We start from the raw sequence: 15,931 nt of genomic DNA on the forward strand, positions 1-15,931 counted from the left end.
ATAGTCGGCTTGCCCTATCCATGGCTCGCGCGGGGATGGGCGCAGAACAAGATCGTCGACAGCACGATACAAACAAACCCAAACAGACCAAACGCAGGAGAATTACATGTCCGCTATCGATACCGCCAGCCTCGTCGTGGCCCAGGCCGCTCCCGAAGGCAATGCGCTGATGGGCATGCTGCCCATCATCCTGATGTTCGTGATCCTCTATTTCCTGATGATCCGTCCCCAGATGAAGCGCCAGAAGGAACACCGCAACCTCATCGCCGCCCTGGCCAAGGGCGACGAAGTCGTGACCGCCGGCGGCATGCTGGGCAAGGTCACCAAGGTGAACGACAGCTACGTCACCGTCGAAGTCTCGGAACTGGCCGACAAGCCGGTCGAGATCATCATGCAGAAGTCGTCGGTGTCGACCGTTCTGCCCAAGGGAACCATCAAGGCCCTGTAAGCGTCCCATAGGAGCTCCGCCGCCGGGCCCCGGGCCCGACGGCAGCCGCCCCGCCGCCCGCCGCGCCAGCCGCCCGGGCGGCCTTTTCTCCACTCTTACATGACGTAGCCGGCAATGAACCGCTATCCCCTCTGGAAGTACATTACGGTCCTGATTGCGGTCCTTATCGGCCTGCTGTATACGCTTCCCAATTTCTACGGCGAGTCGCCCGCCGTCCAGGTTTCCAGCGCCAAGGCCACCATCAAGGTGGATCCGGCCATGCGTGACCGGGTCGAGCAGGTACTGGCCGACGCCAAGATCCCCAACGACGGGGTCTACTACGAACAGAACGGCACGCTCGGCACCGTGCGCGCCCGCTTCACGTCGACCGACCTGCAACTGCAGGCGCGCGACCTGATCGACAAATCCCTCAACACCGTCCAGGGCGACCCGCACTACACCGTGGCGCTGAACCTGCTGCCGGCCTCGCCCAGCTGGATGCGCGCCATGGGCTGGTTCGCCCCCAAGCCCATGTACCTGGGCCTGGACCTGCGCGGCGGCGTGCACTTCCTGCTGCAAGTGGACATGCAGGGCGCCCTGACCGCCCGCTACGACTCGCTGGCCGCCGACGTGCGCTCGGTGCTGCGCGACCAGAAGGTCAACGTGGCCGGCGTCGAGCGCTCCGGCATGAGCGTGGCCGCAAGCTTCGCCAACGCGCAGGACCGCGACCGCGCCATCTCGACGCTGCGCAGCCGCCTGCCCGACCTGGAATTCACCGAAAGCGAAGAGAACGGCAAGCTGCTGCTGCTGGGCGCGCTGAACCCGGCCGCCGTCACCCGCGTGCAGGACTCGGCGCTCAAACAGAACATCAACACGCTGCACAACCGGATCAACGAACTGGGCGTGGCCGAACCGGTCATCCAGCAGCAGGGTTCGGACCGCATCGTGGTGCAGCTGCCCGGCGTGCAGGACGTGGCCAAGGCCAAGGAACTGCTGGGCCGCACCGCCACGCTCGAAATCCGCATGGTCGACGACTCGCCCGCCGCGCAGGCCGCGCTGCTGGGCGGCTCGGTGCCGTTCGGCCTGGAGCGCTACTCCGACCGCGACGGCCGCCCGATCCTGGTGCGCCGCCAGGTGGTCCTGACCGGTGAGAACCTGCAGGACGCCCAGCCCGGCCGCGATTCGCAGACCCAGCAGGCCGCCGTGCACCTGACGCTGGACTCCAAGGGCGCGCGCATCTTCCGCGACGTCACCCGCGACAACATCGGCAAGCGCATGGCCATCCTGCTGTTCGAGAACGGCAAGGGCGAAGTGGTCACGGCCCCCGTCATCCGTACCGAAATCGCCGGCGGCCAGGTGCAGATCTCGGGCAGCATGAGCTCCGAGGAAGCCGCCGACACCGCCCTGCTGCTGCGCGCCGGCGCGCTGGCCGCGCCGATGTCGATCATCGAGGAACGCACCATCGGCCCGAGCCTGGGCGCCGACAACATCTCGAAGGGCTTCCATTCGACGCTGTACGGTTTCCTGGCGATCGCCGTCTTCATCATCATCTACTACCACCTGTTCGGCGTGTTCTCGACCGTCGGCCTGACCCTGAACGTGCTGCTGCTGCTGGCCCTGCTGTCGATGCTGCAGGCCACGCTGACGCTGCCGGGCATCGCCGCCATCGCGCTGACACTGGGCATGGCGATCGACTCGAACGTGCTGATCAACGAGCGGATACGGGAAGAATTGCGCAACGGGGCAACGCCGCAACAGGCCATCCACCATGGCTTCGAGCGCGCCTGGGGCACGATCCTTGACTCCAACCTCACCACGCTGATTGTCGGCCTGGCCCTGCTGGCCTTCGGTTCCGGCCCGATCCGCGGCTTCGCGGTGGTCCATTGCCTGGGCATCCTGACCTCGATGTTCTCGTCCGTCGTGGGCGTGCGCGCGCTGGCCAACCTCTGGTATGGCCGCAAGAAGAAGCTCACGTCGATCTCCATCGGCGAAGTCTGGAAGCCGAAGACCAACTGAACATGCGCGCGGGCGGCCACGCCGCCCGCCGCCGAATAGCCAGGGCAAAACATGGAATTTTTCCGGATTCACCGCACCATCCCGTTCATGCGCCACGCGCTGGTGCTGAACATCATCAGCCTCGTCACCTTCGTGGCGGCGGTCTTCTTCATCATTACGCGCGGCTTCCACCTGTCGATCGAATTCACCGGCGGCACGGTCATGGAAGTCAACTACGCCCAGACGGCGCAGCTTGAAAACGTACGCGGCGTGGTCTCGAAGCTGGGCTACACCGACTTCCAGGTGCAGAACTTCGGCACCTCGCACGACGTCATGATCCGCCTGCCCCTGCAGGAAGGCCAGACGTCGGCCACCCAGAGCGAAACCGTCATGGCCGCGCTCAAGGCCGCCGACCAGGGCGTGGAGCTGCGCCGCGTCGAGTTCGTCGGTCCGCAGGTCGGCCAGGAACTGCTGCACAACGGCCTGATGGCCCTGCTGGTGGTGGTCATCGGCATCATGGTCTACCTGGGCTTCCGCTTCGAATGGAAGTTCGCGGTGGCCGGCGTGATCGCCAACCTGCACGACGTGGTCATCATCCTGGGCTTCTTCGCCTTCTTCCAGTGGGAGTTCTCGCTGTCGGTGCTGGCGGGCGTGCTGGCGGTGCTGGGCTACTCGGTGAACGAATCCGTGGTCATCATGGACCGGATCCGCGAGAACTTCCGCAAGTACCGCAAGGCGGACGTGCAGGAAGTCATCAACAGCGCCATCACGCAAACCATCTCGCGCACCATCATCACCCACGGTTCGACCCAGATGATGGTGCTGGCGATGCTGTTCTTCGGCGGCCCCACCCTGCACTACTTCGCCATGGCCCTGACTATCGGCATCTGGTTCGGCATCTACTCGTCGGTGTTCGTCGCCGCCGCGCTGGCCATGTGGATGGGCGTCAAGCGCGAAGACCTGGTCAAGCCGGTCAAGAAGGAAGGCGAGGAAGGCGAAGTCGCCTGAGCCGCTTCCCGCCCCGCAAGACCCGCCCGATGTGGCGGGTTTTTTTATGGGCGGACGAGCCTGGCGCAGGGCCCTCGGTCACTACGAATAGCCGCCCGTCCTACATGCGGATACCTTTGCCAAAGCCGTCGCCACGGAGGTTGACAGTTATATCCGAACAGGTATATTCATGTTTATCGAACTCCCTCGTCCCCTGTATTGGGAAGGTTCCTCGAAAAAAGACTTCCAGACCTTCCCGCTGGCCGTTCAGAAACACTTGGGGATGAGTCTGTTCATCGTGCAGTCGGGCCGGCGACCGGCCGCGTCCAAACCATGGCACGGACTGGGGCCGGGCGTGTTTGAACTGGTCGACGATCATCGGGGCGATACGTTCCGCGCCGTCTACCTGATACGCATCGGCAACGGCGTGCATGTACTGCATGCATTCCAGAAGAAGTCCAAATCGGGCGTTTCCACGCCGCGGCCCGACATTGCCCTGATCACCCGGCGGCTCAAACAGGTTCAGGCCCGCTATGGGCCCCACAAGAGACAACCATGACGCGTACTACCGGCACCCTGAATGTTCTGCATGACCTCGGCTTTGACGACGCCGCCGATCTGACCACCCAGGCGCAGCTCGCCATCAAGCTCAACGATCTGATCGACCAGCGCCAGCTCACCCAGGCCCAGGTTGCCGCCCTGACCGGCATGACCCAGCCCAAGGTCTCCCAGATTCGCCGCTATCAATTACAGAACATCTCGCTGGAGCGGCTGATGCGAGCCCTGGTCGCGCTGGACCAGCACGTGGAGATACGGGTACGCAAGGCAAGGCAATCCGACACGACAGGAATCAGCGTCAACCTCTAGGCCTTGTCGACGTTCGGTATCTCGTACCCATGCTTCGCATGCTCATCGCCACCAACACCGCCGCCGACGCGATGCCCGCGGCCACGTAGCCGACACTTTCCAGTCCCCACAGCGAAATCGCCAAACCGCCGAGAATCGCCCCAAGGCCCGTGCCGGCGTTGGCGGCGGAGACGTTCAAGGTGCCGGCCAGCGCCTGTGCCTGCGACGCCGAGTGCATCACCCGCACCTGGCAGACGGGAAACAGCGCGGTATAGGCGATGCCCCACACTGCCAGGGCCAGCCCCAGTGGCATCGCCGCGCCCGCCAGCGGCACGCTGGCGGCCATGCCCAGCGCCAGAAGCAGCGAGAAGAACGCGGTGGCCCCCAGCGGGTTGCGGTCGACCAGACGGCCGCCGAACCAGTTGCCAACCAGGCCGATGGCGCCGAACCCCATCAGCCACCAACCGACCCGCGCCGGCGCCACCGCGGCAACGCGTTCCAGTGTGTCGGCCAGATAGGTGTAAGCCGTGAACATGGCGGTGAACACCAGCACCGACAGCAGCACTTGCGCGATGAACTCCGGGTTCCTGAGAATACGGGCCTGCTCTCCGATCCGCAGGCGGGGCGGCCGCGCCATGGCCGGCATGCAGCGCGTCAGGGCCAGCGCCATCAACAGCGACAACCCTGCCAGCCCCCACAGCGCGCCACGCCAGCCGATGGCCTCCGACACCAGCGTGCCCAGCGGGATGCCGAACAGCAACGCGGCGGAGATGCCCAGGTAGACCTGCGATACCGCGCGTCCGGCACGTTGCGGTTCGACCAGTTGCCCCGCCGTCTCGCTGGCCGTGCCCCAGAATACCGGCAACGCCAGCGCAGGAATGAAGCGAGCAACGGCCAGCACCCACAGGTTCGGCGCCATGGCAGCCAGGGCGTTGGACACCGCGAAAATCAACAGAATGACGACGAACAGCCGCTTGCGTTCGACGTGCGACAGCAGCACGGTCAGCACCGGCCCGAACAGCATCACGGTGAAGGCGAACAGGGTCACCAGCTGGCCCGCGGCGGAAATCGAAATGCCGAGGTCACGCGCCAGCGCTGGCAACAGGCCGACGATCAGGTACTCGGTGGTGACAATGACAAAGGCCGCCACCGCAAGAATCGCGATGGACAGGCCGCCCCGGCCCGCCAGAACGGCGGCGCGGGGCGCAACGAGCATGGACATGCGAAAGCGCTCCAGGGGAATGAATGGAACGCACAAGTCTATTGAAGACTAAATTTCCTATCTCGGATATATTTTCTGAGTATATTGGAATTTAGTTCATCAATAGAGGCCCGTATGACGCCCTCCGAACGGCTCAAAGGCATCGAAGCGTTTGTAATGACCGCCAGCGCGGGCAGCTTCACCGCGGCCGCCGAACGCCTCCACCTGACAAGCTCCGCGGTCGGCAAGAGCGTGGCGCGTCTCGAAGCCCGGCTCGGCATCCGGTTGTTCGAGCGCACCACGCGCCGCCTGGCGCTGACCGAGGCGGGCACGGCCTTCTACCGCACGTGCGCGCAGGTGCTGACCGACCTGGAGGAAGCGGAAACCGTGCTGGCGGCGCAGCAGAACGAACCTGTGGGCCGACTGCGCGTGGACGCGCCGGCCACCTTTGGCCGCCTGCGGGTCTGGCCGCCGCTGCTGCGCTTTGCCGAACGCCATCCCCGTCTGCGGCCGCATGTGTCGTTCACCGACCGGTTCGTCGATCTGCTCGACGAAGGCATCGATGTAGCAGTGCGCATTGGCGGCCCGGATCACTGGCCCGCCTCGATCGGATGTCGCCATCTGGGCCGCGAACGCCTGCTCTTCTGCGCGTCGCCCGCCTACCTGGCCCGCCGGGGCGCGCCCGCCTCGGCGGACGATTTGGCGCGGCATGATGCCGTCCTCTACGGCAAGGCCGATGGCAGCGTCAGTCCATGGCTGATCGCTCACGCCGACGGCCAGATCGAGCGGCGCGCGATGACCGGCCGTATCATCGCCGGCAGCGGCGACGCGCAGGTCGCGGCCGTCAAGGCGGGCTGCGGCATCGCACAGTTGGCCACCTGGCTGGTGGACGAAGCAATTACGCGCGGTGAACTGGCACCGGTCCTGCCGGCGCTGGCCACCGACGGCCTGCCGCTGCACCTGCTGTGGCCGGTCGGCAAGCAATTGCTGCCCAAGGTGGACGCGGTGCTCGCCATGCTGACCGAGGAACTGCGGATCGCCTGATCCCGTCGGCCACGACTGTATAGCCCGTCCTGGCGTCCGGTGTACGGGTACAGCCGCCGCCGTATTCACTACCATAGGCCTCATGAAACTCGCTCTCGATCATCTCGTCGTCGCCGCCGCCGACCTGGACAGCGGCACGCGCCACGTGGCCGACCTGCTGGGCATCGCGCCCACGGGCGGCGGCGCGCATCCGCGCATGGGCACCCACAACCGCGTGCTGGGCATGGCGGGCGGCGTGTACCTGGAAGTGATCGCCATCGACCCGGACGCGCCCGCGCCGCAGCGGCCGCGCTGGTTCGGGCTGGACCAGCCGGCCATGCGGGCGCGCCTGGCCGAAGGGCCGTTCCTGGCGCACTGGGCGGCGCGAGTCGAGGCGCCCGCTGACCTGAGCGCATGGCAGGCTCGGCACCCCGATCGCATCGCGCCCGCCATCCCCATGACCCGCGGCGACCTGCGCTGGCGCCTTACGGTGCCCGACGACGGCAGCCTGCCGGCCTGGCGCGAAGCGGGCGCAACGGCCGGCGACGGCCTGCTGCCGACCCTGATCCAGTGGGATGTGGACGCCTATCCCGGCGTCAGCCTGCCGCGCCAGCCGCTGACCCTCGTGGCGCTGGCCGGCACCCACCCGCGCGCGGCGCTGCTGCGCCAGGGGCTGGCCTGGCTGGGCGCGGACGCGCTCATCGCCATCGAGCAGGCCGACGGCCCGCCACGCCTGCAGGCCGCCATCGAGACCGACCGGGGCATCCGGATCCTGGCCTGACCCACACCACACGGAAAGACAACGGAGACATCCCCATGAGCGTCACCCTCAAGCGCTTCGACGACGCGCCCTACGAGCAGCAGTGCGAGGCCACCGTCATCGCCGTCGGCGCCGACGGCGTCGAACTGGACCAGACCCTCTGCTACGCCCGCAGCGGCGGGCAGGCCGGCGACAGCGGCACGCTGACGCTGGCCGATGGCCGCGCGCTGCCGGTGGCCGACACCGTCTACGCTGAAGACCGCCGCCGCATCCTGCACGTGCTGGCCGAGGGCGCCGCGGCGCCGCAGGTCGGCGACCGCGTCACCGTGCGCATCGACTGGCCGCGCCGCCACCGGCTGATGCGCCTGCACACCTGTCTGCACCTGCTCGGTTCGCTGGTGCCGGCGCCCGTCACCGGCTGCAGCATTTCGCCCGACTCGGCCCGCATCGACTTCGACCTGCCCGAGTCGACGCTCGACAAGGCCGACCTGACCGAGCGCCTGAACACGCTGATCCAGGCCCGCACCGACGTCACCGTCAACACCATCACGCCCGAGGAACTTGCGGCGCAGCCCGATCTGGTGCGCACGGTCGGCGCCGCCCCGCCCGGCGGCGCGGCGCGCATCCGCATCATCGAGATCCCCGGCGTGGACCGCCAGCCCTGTGGCGGCACGCACGTGGCCAACACCGGCGAGATCGGCCCCGTCACGGTCACCAAGATCGAAAAGAAAAGCCGCACCAACCGCCGCGTGGTGGTGGCGTTCGCCTGAACCTTGCCGCCAATGAAAATGGCCGCCTGCATGGCGGCCATTTTCATTGAAGTCCGTCGGCGGCGCCTCGCGGCGCGCTCAGCCCTTCTTCCACCAGCGCCACGGCGCGCGCAGCGGCCACTGGTACTTGCTACAGAGCACCCGCGGCGCCAGCAGGTGACCCACGGCGATGGCAATCGCGGCGGCGGTCAGCACGTCGGACAGGTAGTGATCCAGGTTGACCAGGCGGCTGGCGGCGACCAGTGCGGCCAGCGACAGGAAGGCCCAGCGCCAGCGCGGCGCCAGGATGCCGAGCGTCACCGCCACCGCGAAGGCGGCGTAGGTGTGGCTGGAAGGAAAGGAATTGAACTGGTTGGCGCGCGAGAACGACTCGCCCAGCCCGTAGATGCCCTTCTCGAAGAACAGCTCGGGACGGGCGCGCGCCACCAAGCGCTTGAGCACCAGCACCACCAGCCCGCCGACCGCCATGGTCGACAGCATCAGCAGGCTGCCGCGCGCCATGCTGGCGTAGCTCATGCGCACCGGATTGCGCCAGCCGCGCGCCAGGCCGACCAGGCCGACGATGTAGAACGCCAGCGCCACGCCGATGTAGCGGCCGCTTTCGCCCATTTCGCCGATCCACTCGAACGAGGTATTGACCCCGTCGCTGACCGATTGCCGGATCCAGATCGCCAGCGGCAGGTCGACCCACAGGGCGCAGACCGCGGCCACCAGCGCCACCCCGAGACCGGCCAGCAGCCAGGCGGAGGTCGACAGCGGATTGCGGAACTCGTCCGTCGCGGCGGCTGCGGCGCCGGGCGCGAGCGTGGCGGCCGGCGGAAGGGAGGGATTCGTCGTCATCGGACCGGTCGCGTAAAGATAATTGTTCTCGGAAAGGGAATCTGCGAGGGCCAGCTATCGTAACCCTGCATTTCGTCTGCATGAAGGAAATTTGCAGCAAGGGGTAAAATTCCGCTTTTCCCCTCTCCACTGCCCCCGGGATCTACACCCGTCACGGCGACCGACATGCAAGAAACTTCCCTCAAGCGCGTGCCTCACGCGCAAGACGGCGCCGCCGCCGTCCCGCCCGCCCCCGCCACCGGCGCTCCCCGCAAGCTTTACATCCGCACCTTCGGCTGCCAGATGAACGAGTACGACTCGGACAAGATGGCCGACGTGCTGCGCGGCGACCAGGGGCTGGAACTGACCGACAATCCGGAAGAAGCCGACGTCATCCTGTTCAACACCTGTTCGGTGCGCGAAAAGGCCCAGGAAAAGGTCTTTTCCGACCTGGGCCGCGTGCAGCACCTGAAAAAGACCAACCCGAACCTGGTGATCGGCGTGGGCGGCTGTGTCGCCAGCCAGGAAGGCGAGGCCATCGTCAAGCGCGCGCCCTATGTGGACGTGGTGTTCGGCCCGCAGACCCTGCACCGCCTGCCCGACCTGATCCAGCGCCGCCGCGCCGAAGGCCGCTCGCAGGTTGACATCAGCTTCCCCGAGATCGAGAAGTTCGACAACATGCCGCCGCCGCGCGTCGACGGCGCCACCGCCTTCGTCTCGATCATGGAAGGCTGTAGCAAGTACTGCAGCTTCTGTGTCGTGCCCTACACGCGCGGCGAGGAAGTCTCGCGGCCGTTCGACGACGTGCTGGTCGAAGTGGCCGACCTGGCCGACCAGGGCGTCAAGGAAGTCACCCTGCTGGGCCAGAACGTCAACGCCTACCGCGGCCGCATGAGCGACAGCGACGAGATCGCCGATTTCGCCATGCTGCTGGAATACGTGCACGAGATTCCCGGCATCGAGCGCATCCGCTACACCACCTCGCACCCCAAGGAAATGACCCAGCGCATGGTGGACGCCTACGCCCGCCTGCCCAAGCTGGTGTCGTTCCTGCACCTGCCGGTGCAGGCCGGCAGCGACCGCGTGCTGGCGGCCATGAAGCGCGGCTACACCACGCTGGAATTCAAGTCGGTCGTGCGCCGCCTGCGCGCCGCGCGTCCCGACCTGACGCTGTCGTCGGACTTCATCGTCGGCTTCCCCGGCGAGACCGAGGAAGACTTCGAAAAGACCATGAAGCTGATCGAGGACGTCGGTTTCGACACCTCGTTCTCGTTCGTCTACTCGCGCCGCCCCGGCACGCCGGCCGCCGACCTGCACGACGACACGCCGCAGGACGTCAAGCTGCGCCGCCTGCAGCGCCTGCAGGCGCTGATCAACGAGCAGGCCGCCGCCATCGCCCGCAACATGATCGGCACCCGCCAGCGCCTGCTGGTGGAAGGCCCGTCGCGGCGCGACCCGAACGAGCTGATGGGCCGCACCGAGAACAACCGCATTGTCAACTTCGCCGCGCCCGCGCGGCTCATCGGACAGATGGTCGACGTCATCATCACCGAGGCGCACACCAATTCGCTGCGCGCCCGGGTGGCCGACGTCGACCGCGACTCCCAAGAGGCCGAATGACCACTTCCCGCCCCCGCGCCCGCCGCAGCCTGCCCGCCGTCGTCATCCTGGACGGCGACAACACCCACCTGGCCAACCTGTGCGGCCCGCTGGACGAGAACCTGCGCCAGCTCGCCGACGGCATGGGCGTGAAGCTCTCGCGCCGCGGCAGCCGCGTCACCATCGAAGGCGACAAGGCCGAACTGGCCGGCCGCGTGCTGCGCCGTTTCCATGAGCAGGCCGTGCATCGCGCGCTGTCGGTCGACGACATCCAGCTCGGGCTGGTCGAGATCGGCGTCGGCCGCCAGGAAGAGAAACTGCAGGACGCGCCGGCCCGCGAGGCCGACCCGCTGCCCGCGCTGGACGATGACAGCGACGCCATCGCCCTGCGCACCAAGCGCAGCGACCTGCGTCCGCGCACCCCGCGCCAGCGCGACTACCTGAACAACATCCTCAAGCACGACATCACCTTCGGCGTGGGTCCGGCCGGCACCGGCAAGACCTGGCTGGCGGTGGCCTGCGCCATCGACGCGATGGAGCGCGACACGGTACAGCGCCTGGTGCTGACGCGCCCGGCGGTCGAAGCCGGCGAACGGCTGGGCTTCCTGCCCGGCGATCTGGCGCAGAAGGTCGACCCCTACCTGCGCCCGCTGTACGACGCCCTGTACGACCTGATGGGCTTCGAGAAAGTGCAGCGCCTGTTCGAGAAACAGACCATCGAGATCGCGCCGCTGGCCTACATGCGCGGCCGCACGCTGAACCACGCCTTCGTCATCCTGGACGAGGCGCAGAACACCACGCCCGAACAGATGAAGATGTTCCTGACGCGCATCGGCTTCGGCAGCAAGGCCGTCATCACCGGCGACCCGTCGCAGGTGGACCTGCCGCGCGGCCAGGAAAGCGGCCTGGCGCACGCCGTCAAGGTGCTGCACGACGTGCAGGGCATCGCCACCACCCGCTTCACCAGCCGCGACGTGGTGCGCCATCCCCTGGTGGCGCGCATCGTCGATGCCTACGACCGAGCGGCGGAAAATGACGCCTGACCTGTCCCTTTCCGTCCAGTACGGGGTCGACGAGCCCCGCCTGCCGCGCTGGCGCCTGCGCCGCTGGGCCGAGCGGGCGCTGGCCGCCGCGGCCGAGGATGGCCTGGTGGACTTCAGCGCCGCCGAGCTCAGCCTGCGCCTGGTGGGCGCGGCCGAGGGGCGCCGCCTGAACCGCGATTTCCGCCAGCGCGACTACGCCACCAACGTGCTGACGTTCGAATACGGCGTGGATCCGCTGGGCGTGGCGCGCGGCGACATCGTGATGTGCGTGCCGGTGCTGGTGCGCGAGGCGCGCGAACAGCGCAAGGCGCTGCTGGACCATGCCGCCCACCTGACGCTTCACGGCGTGCTGCATTCGCTCGGCTACGACCACATCAAGGCGCGCGACGCCCGCCGCATGGAAGCGCTGGAAACCGCCACGCTGGCCCGCATGGGCATCGCCGACCCCTACCAGGAGCGCTGATTCCGCCCCTCGGGTCAACCCTGAGCAATCGACGCGAAATGGCGGCCTGCAAGGCGCAGATCGCGTCGGTTGGCCCCATTTTCGCGGGCCGCGTTACAAATTGCGCGCCAGATTCGGTTATGCTGACTCCTCCCTAACTTGTCCTCCCGGACGATGTCTGACCCCTACCCTGCTCCCGAAGCGACGCCCGCTCGCTCATCCAAACCCGCCACCAAATCCCTTCTAGACCGCCTGCTTTCCCTCGTGCGCCGCGAGCCCGAGGACCGCGAAGGCATCAAGGCCATCCTGGAAGCCGCGCATGACCGCGACCTGCTGGACGCGGAGTCCTACAAGATGATCAAGGGCGCGCTGGCCGTGTCCGAAGGCACCGTCGGCGACATCATGGTGCCGCGCTCGCGCATGGACCTGCTCGACGTCACGCAGCCCATTCCCTACCTGGTGGCCAACGTGATCGAAACCGCTCACTCGCGGTTCCCGGTGTACGAAGGCGACCGCGACAACATCATCGGCATCCTGCTCGCCAAGGACCTGCTGCGCTGCATGCTGGAACCCGGCATCGAGGTGCGCACGCTGGTTCGCCCGGCCGTGTTCATCCCCGAATCCAAGCGCCTGAACGTGCTGCTGCACGAGTTCCGCGCCAGCCGCAACCACCAGGCCATCGTCATCGACGAGCACGGCGGCATCTCCGGCCTGGTGACGATGGAAGACGTGCTGGAGCAGATCGTCGGCGACATCGAGGACGAATTCGACGAAACCGAGGAAGACTCGATCTTCCCCGAGGGCGAGAACCAGTGGCGCGTGCTGGCCGCCACCGACATCTCGCACTTCAACGACGTGTTCGGCTGCCTGTTGCCCGACGACGAGTACGACAGCGTCGGCGGCTGGATGGGCGGGCAGTTGGGACGCATCCCGCGCCGCGGCGACGTCGCCGAGTTCGACGGATTGAAGCTCGAAGTGGCGCGCGGCGACGCGCGTCGCGCCATCTGGCTGCGCGTCAAGCGCGTGGCGCCCTCCCGCGGCGTCCAGCCCGACTCCGACGCATGAGTCGCGCCCCCCGCGGTCCGTTCCTGTTGGGCGCGGCCGGCCTGACGCTGGCCGGCGCCGTCCACGCCCTCACCTTCGCCCCCGGCCCGCTGCCAGGCTGGGCGCTGGCCGTCACCCAGGTCCTGGCGCTGGCGGTGGCCGCCCGCGTCACGCTGTACGCGCCCTCGGCGCGCCAGGCCTGGCTGCGCGGCTGGCTGTTCAGCTTCGCCACTTACGCGCTGGGGCTGTACTGGATCTTCATCAGCCTGCACCGCTACGGCGACCTGGCCGCGCCGCTGGCGGTGGCCGCGGTGCTGGCGCTGGCGGCCTTCCTGGCGCTGTTCCCGGCCACCGCCGGCGCGCTGGCGCGGCGCTATGTCCCGCTGGCGGCCGACTCGACGCCGGGACGGGTGCTGTCCGGCACGCTGGCCTGGGGCGCGCTGTGGGCCGGCTTCGAATGGGTCCGCGCGGTGCTGCTGACCGGCTTTCCGTGGCTCAACATCGGCTACGCACAGGTCGACAGCCCCATCGCTGGCTGGGCCCCGCTGCTGGGCGTGCACGGCATGGCCCTGCTGTCGGCCTTCGCCGCCGCCGCCCTCGCCAGCCTGTGGCGTCCCGCGGGCCTGCAGAAGCAGCCGCGCGACGGCCGCCACGCGCTGGCCGCCGGGGTGGCGCTGGCATTGGCCGCCGCCGGCTGGCCGCTGTCCCGCATCGACTGGTCCGCGCCCAGCGGCGAACCACTGAACGTGCGTCTGGTCCAGGGCAACATCGAGCAGTCGCAGAAATTCGATCCGGCGCTGCTCGACCAGAGCCTGCGCCGCCACCTGGAACTGGCGGCGATGCCGCCGGCGCCGGGGGTGCCGCCGCCGCAGATGGTGATCCTGCCGGAAACGGTGCTGCCGATCTTCCAGGACCAGCTCGATCCGCGCGTCTGGGACGTCTGGCGCCAGGTGGCGGCGCGGCAGAATGCCGTGATCGCCATGGGGGTGCCGATCCACGACGTGCGCAATGGCCGCGACCGCTACACCAACAGCGTCATGGGCTTCGATGGCCGGACGCCGCTGGAACAACTGACGGGCGGCAGCACCGCGATGCGCTACGACAAGCGCCACCTGGTGCCCTGGGGTGAATACGTGCCGCCGGGCTTCCACTGGTTCGTCGACATGCTGAACATCCCGCTGGGCGATTTCGACCGTGGCGGCGAGCGCCAGACGCCATTCGCCGTGGGCGGCCAGCACATCGCCTTCAACATCTGCTATGAAGACCTGTTCGGTCCCGACCTGCTGCCCGCGCTGCAGCCCGGCCCCGATGGCGAACCGGGCGCCACCATTCTGGTGAACGTCAGCAACCTGGGCTGGTTCGGCGATACCTGGGCGTTGCGCCAGCATCTGCAGATCGGGCGCCTGCGCACAATCGAGACCGCGCGGCCGATGCTGACCGCCACCAACACCGGCATCACGGCGGCCATCGACGCCAAGGGCAACGTTGCCGCCCAACTGGCGCCGCTGCAGCCGGGCGTGCTGCCGGTCTCGGTGCAGGGCATGGCCGGCCTGACGCCTTATGCCCGCTTCGGCGACAAGTCGGCGCTGGCGCTGATCGGCCTGGCGCTGATTGCCGCCTTCGGCGTCAGCCGCGCGCGCCGTCCCTGAACCCGGAACGGGTCGGCCTCGGCCTGGCCCGGCTCCCCACCCCGGGCCTGTGCCGGCGCCCCTTTCCCGGCGCGTCCCTAGCGCAACAAGTCGACAGGCAGCGCGCCGCTGTCGTCGGCCGGCCGCAGCGGCCCCATTCCCGCGCCCGTCAGCTCGATCGCATCCGCGATGCGCGCCAGATCATCGCTATCCAGTTCCAGTTCCGCCGCGCCCAGCACGCCGTCGACCTGGGCCGCGTTGCGCATGCCGACGATGGCGCCGGTGACCCCCGGCCATGCCAGCGTCCAGGCGATGGCGACCGCGGCCTGGGTCGTGCCGTGGCGCTCGGCGATGGGCTTGAGCGCTTCGGCCAGCGCCAGGTTGCGCGCCAGGTTGGGCGGCTGGAATTCGGCATTGCGCGAGCGCCAGTCGTCCGCGCGCAGGGTCCGCGCCCGCTCGGCCGAAAAGCCGCCGCTCAACAGGCCCGACTGCATGGGGCTGTAGACAATGACGCCGGTGCCGTTCTGCGCGCACCACGGAATCAGGTCGGCGCCGGCGCCGCGCTGGATCGCCGAGAACGGCGGCTGCAGCGACTCCACGTGCCCCAGCGCCTCGGCGTCCTGCAACTGCGCCAGGTTATGGTTGGACAGGCCGACGGCGCGCACCTTGCCCTCCCGCCTGAGGTCCAGCAATTCCTGCCAATAGACCTCCAGCGGCGTGCCGTCGCCGGCCGGCCAGTGCATCTGGTACAGGTCGATGCGCTCGACGCGCAGCCGGCGCAGCGACCCCTCGATTTCGCGGCGGATGCTGGCCGGCGCGCCGGTGCGCCGCGGGGTCGCCTGCGGCTGCTCGGGGGACCAGGTCAGGCCGCACTTGGTGAAGACGTAGGGCCGCTCGCCGGGGCTCATCTGCGCCAGCGCACGGCCCACCACCTCCTCGGCATGGCCCAGTCCATAGACGGCGGCGGTATCGATCCAGTTGATGCCGCGATCGACCGCGAGGCGGATAGCGGCGATCGAGTCGGCGTCATCCTGCGGCCCCCAGCCGATGGCCCAGGCGTTGCCGCCCATCGCCCAGGCGCCCACGCCAATGCGCGTGATCGACATGTCGCTGCGTCCCAGCGGACGCGTGGGAAAAGAAGTCGTGGTGCTCATGCGAAAAAATCTCCTGCCGGCAAAACATCATGGCGGATTCCACCCGGGTTCCCGCAGCAGTCACGATAGCACTCGTCCAAGCCGTTGATTTTCCGGGATTGTGCGCCCGGGGCCCGGCGTCGCGGAAGCGGCTGACGCCCCTCGCCGCATGCCAACGTATGCCCCCGCATGCCACGCATGCGTCCCCCTGAAC

The 15,931-nt window shown here is 68.1% G+C and carries 16 protein-coding genes; 13 read left to right on the forward strand and 3 right to left on the reverse strand.

The window, feature by feature from the left end; translation table 11 throughout:
• The first annotated feature begins 106 nt into the window (after positions 1–106).
• The 5 genes from yajC to AAID08_RS22735 all read left to right on the forward strand — a co-directional run bounded on the left by yajC (position 107) and on the right by AAID08_RS22735 (position 4,276).
• Positions 107–448, forward strand: coding sequence for a preprotein translocase subunit YajC (gene yajC, locus AAID08_RS22715; protein ID WP_006390891.1), 342 nt, complete (start codon positions 107–109; stop codon positions 446–448).
• A 114-nt stretch (positions 449–562) separates the two neighbouring features.
• Entirely contained in the window at positions 563–2,443 is a 1,881-nt protein-coding gene (gene secD / locus AAID08_RS22720; RefSeq protein WP_054500983.1) for a protein translocase subunit SecD, read from the forward strand.
• A 51-nt stretch (positions 2,444–2,494) separates the two neighbouring features.
• Entirely contained in the window at positions 2,495–3,430 is a 936-nt protein-coding gene (secF, locus tag AAID08_RS22725; protein WP_054500982.1) for a protein translocase subunit SecF, read from the forward strand.
• A gap of 169 nt (positions 3,431–3,599) precedes the next feature.
• Positions 3,600–3,968, forward strand: a complete 369-nt coding sequence (locus AAID08_RS22730; RefSeq protein WP_006386650.1) for a type II toxin-antitoxin system RelE/ParE family toxin — start codon at positions 3,600–3,602, stop codon at positions 3,966–3,968.
• Positions 3,965–4,276, forward strand: a complete 312-nt coding sequence (locus tag AAID08_RS22735) for a helix-turn-helix domain-containing protein (protein WP_054500981.1) — start codon at positions 3,965–3,967, stop codon at positions 4,274–4,276. The genes AAID08_RS22730 and AAID08_RS22735 overlap by 4 nt, the downstream gene beginning before the upstream one ends.
• Here AAID08_RS22735 and AAID08_RS22740 read toward each other — a convergent pair.
• Entirely contained in the window at positions 4,266–5,471 is a 1,206-nt protein-coding gene (locus AAID08_RS22740; RefSeq protein WP_156330712.1) for an MFS transporter, read from the reverse strand. The two genes, AAID08_RS22735 and AAID08_RS22740, sit on opposite strands and share 11 nt — an antisense overlap.
• Positions 5,472–5,591: 120 nt before the next feature.
• Here AAID08_RS22740 and AAID08_RS22745 point away from each other — a divergent pair, with 120 nt between their 5' ends.
• The 3 genes from AAID08_RS22745 to AAID08_RS22755 all read left to right on the forward strand — a co-directional run bounded on the left by AAID08_RS22745 (position 5,592) and on the right by AAID08_RS22755 (position 8,009).
• Positions 5,592–6,500 carry a LysR family transcriptional regulator gene (locus AAID08_RS22745; RefSeq protein WP_054500980.1) on the forward strand — a complete coding sequence of 303 codons (909 nt, stop codon included), beginning with the start codon at positions 5,592–5,594 and terminating at the stop codon, positions 6,498–6,500.
• An 82-nt stretch (positions 6,501–6,582) separates the two neighbouring features.
• Positions 6,583–7,260 (forward strand): VOC family protein, encoded by a 678-nt coding sequence (locus AAID08_RS22750; protein ID WP_064522927.1) that lies wholly within the window; start codon positions 6,583–6,585, stop codon positions 7,258–7,260.
• Positions 7,261–7,295: 35 nt separating this feature from the next.
• Positions 7,296–8,009, forward strand: coding sequence for an alanyl-tRNA editing protein (locus AAID08_RS22755; protein ID WP_064522925.1), 714 nt, complete (start codon positions 7,296–7,298; stop codon positions 8,007–8,009).
• A 78-nt stretch (positions 8,010–8,087) separates the two neighbouring features.
• Here the strand turns inward: AAID08_RS22755 and AAID08_RS22760 are convergent, their stop codons facing one another.
• Positions 8,088–8,849, reverse strand: a complete 762-nt coding sequence (locus AAID08_RS22760) for a phosphatase PAP2 family protein (protein ID WP_175147124.1) — start codon at positions 8,847–8,849, stop codon at positions 8,088–8,090.
• 165 nt (positions 8,850–9,014) lie between these two features.
• Between AAID08_RS22760 and miaB the strand changes: the two genes are divergently transcribed.
• The 5 genes from miaB (at position 9,015) to lnt (ending at position 14,605) form a co-directional block, all read left to right on the forward strand.
• Positions 9,015–10,448: a tRNA (N6-isopentenyl adenosine(37)-C2)-methylthiotransferase MiaB gene (gene miaB / locus AAID08_RS22765; protein ID WP_054500977.1), complete on the forward strand. Its 1,434-nt coding sequence runs from the start codon at positions 9,015–9,017 to the stop codon at positions 10,446–10,448.
• Positions 10,445–11,470, forward strand: coding sequence for a PhoH family protein (locus tag AAID08_RS22770; protein WP_054500976.1), 1,026 nt, complete (start codon positions 10,445–10,447; stop codon positions 11,468–11,470). Before miaB ends, AAID08_RS22770 begins: the two co-directional genes overlap by 4 nt.
• On the forward strand, positions 11,460–11,933 hold the full coding sequence (gene ybeY / locus AAID08_RS22775) for an rRNA maturation RNase YbeY (protein WP_054500975.1): 474 nt from the start codon (positions 11,460–11,462) through the stop codon (positions 11,931–11,933). Before AAID08_RS22770 ends, ybeY begins: the two co-directional genes overlap by 11 nt.
• 153 nt (positions 11,934–12,086) lie before the next feature.
• Complete coding sequence (locus AAID08_RS22780) at positions 12,087–12,977, forward strand: HlyC/CorC family transporter (RefSeq protein WP_064522666.1); 891 nt, start codon at positions 12,087–12,089, stop codon at positions 12,975–12,977.
• Positions 12,974–14,605, forward strand: coding sequence for an apolipoprotein N-acyltransferase (gene lnt / locus AAID08_RS22785; RefSeq protein ID WP_054500973.1), 1,632 nt, complete (start codon positions 12,974–12,976; stop codon positions 14,603–14,605). The genes AAID08_RS22780 and lnt overlap by 4 nt, the downstream gene beginning before the upstream one ends.
• Positions 14,606–14,682: 77 nt before the next feature.
• Here lnt and AAID08_RS22790 read toward each other — a convergent pair whose 3' ends face one another.
• Positions 14,683–15,738, reverse strand: coding sequence for an aldo/keto reductase (locus AAID08_RS22790; protein WP_116793392.1), 1,056 nt, complete (start codon positions 15,736–15,738; stop codon positions 14,683–14,685).
• Positions 15,739–15,931 lie beyond the last annotated feature (193 nt).

The organism is Achromobacter sp. EB05, assembly GCF_044232075.1.
Lineage (GTDB): Bacteria > Pseudomonadota > Gammaproteobacteria > Burkholderiales > Burkholderiaceae_B > Achromobacter > Achromobacter dolens.

Coding starts and splice junctions, on each gene's coding strand:
- yajC (WP_006390891.1), top strand. CDS start 107: ATGTCCGCTATCGATACCGCCAGCCTCGTCGTGGCCCAGGCCGCTCCC.
- secD (WP_054500983.1), top strand. CDS start 563: ATGAACCGCTATCCCCTCTGGAAGTACATTACGGTCCTGATTGCGGTC.
- secF (WP_054500982.1), top strand. CDS start 2,495: ATGGAATTTTTCCGGATTCACCGCACCATCCCGTTCATGCGCCACGCG.
- AAID08_RS22730 (WP_006386650.1), top strand. CDS start 3,600: ATGTTTATCGAACTCCCTCGTCCCCTGTATTGGGAAGGTTCCTCGAAA.
- AAID08_RS22735 (WP_054500981.1), top strand. CDS start 3,965: ATGACGCGTACTACCGGCACCCTGAATGTTCTGCATGACCTCGGCTTT.
- AAID08_RS22740 (WP_156330712.1), bottom strand. CDS start 5,471: ATGCTCGTTGCGCCCCGCGCCGCCGTTCTGGCGGGCCGGGGCGGCCTG.
- AAID08_RS22745 (WP_054500980.1), top strand. CDS start 5,592: ATGACGCCCTCCGAACGGCTCAAAGGCATCGAAGCGTTTGTAATGACC.
- AAID08_RS22750 (WP_064522927.1), top strand. CDS start 6,583: ATGAAACTCGCTCTCGATCATCTCGTCGTCGCCGCCGCCGACCTGGAC.
- AAID08_RS22755 (WP_064522925.1), top strand. CDS start 7,296: ATGAGCGTCACCCTCAAGCGCTTCGACGACGCGCCCTACGAGCAGCAG.
- AAID08_RS22760 (WP_175147124.1), bottom strand. CDS start 8,849: ATGACGACGAATCCCTCCCTTCCGCCGGCCGCCACGCTCGCGCCCGGC.
- miaB (WP_054500977.1), top strand. CDS start 9,015: ATGCAAGAAACTTCCCTCAAGCGCGTGCCTCACGCGCAAGACGGCGCC.
- AAID08_RS22770 (WP_054500976.1), top strand. CDS start 10,445: ATGACCACTTCCCGCCCCCGCGCCCGCCGCAGCCTGCCCGCCGTCGTC.
- ybeY (WP_054500975.1), top strand. CDS start 11,460: ATGACGCCTGACCTGTCCCTTTCCGTCCAGTACGGGGTCGACGAGCCC.
- AAID08_RS22780 (WP_064522666.1), top strand. CDS start 12,087: ATGTCTGACCCCTACCCTGCTCCCGAAGCGACGCCCGCTCGCTCATCC.
- lnt (WP_054500973.1), top strand. CDS start 12,974: ATGAGTCGCGCCCCCCGCGGTCCGTTCCTGTTGGGCGCGGCCGGCCTG.
- AAID08_RS22790 (WP_116793392.1), bottom strand. CDS start 15,738: ATGAGCACCACGACTTCTTTTCCCACGCGTCCGCTGGGACGCAGCGAC.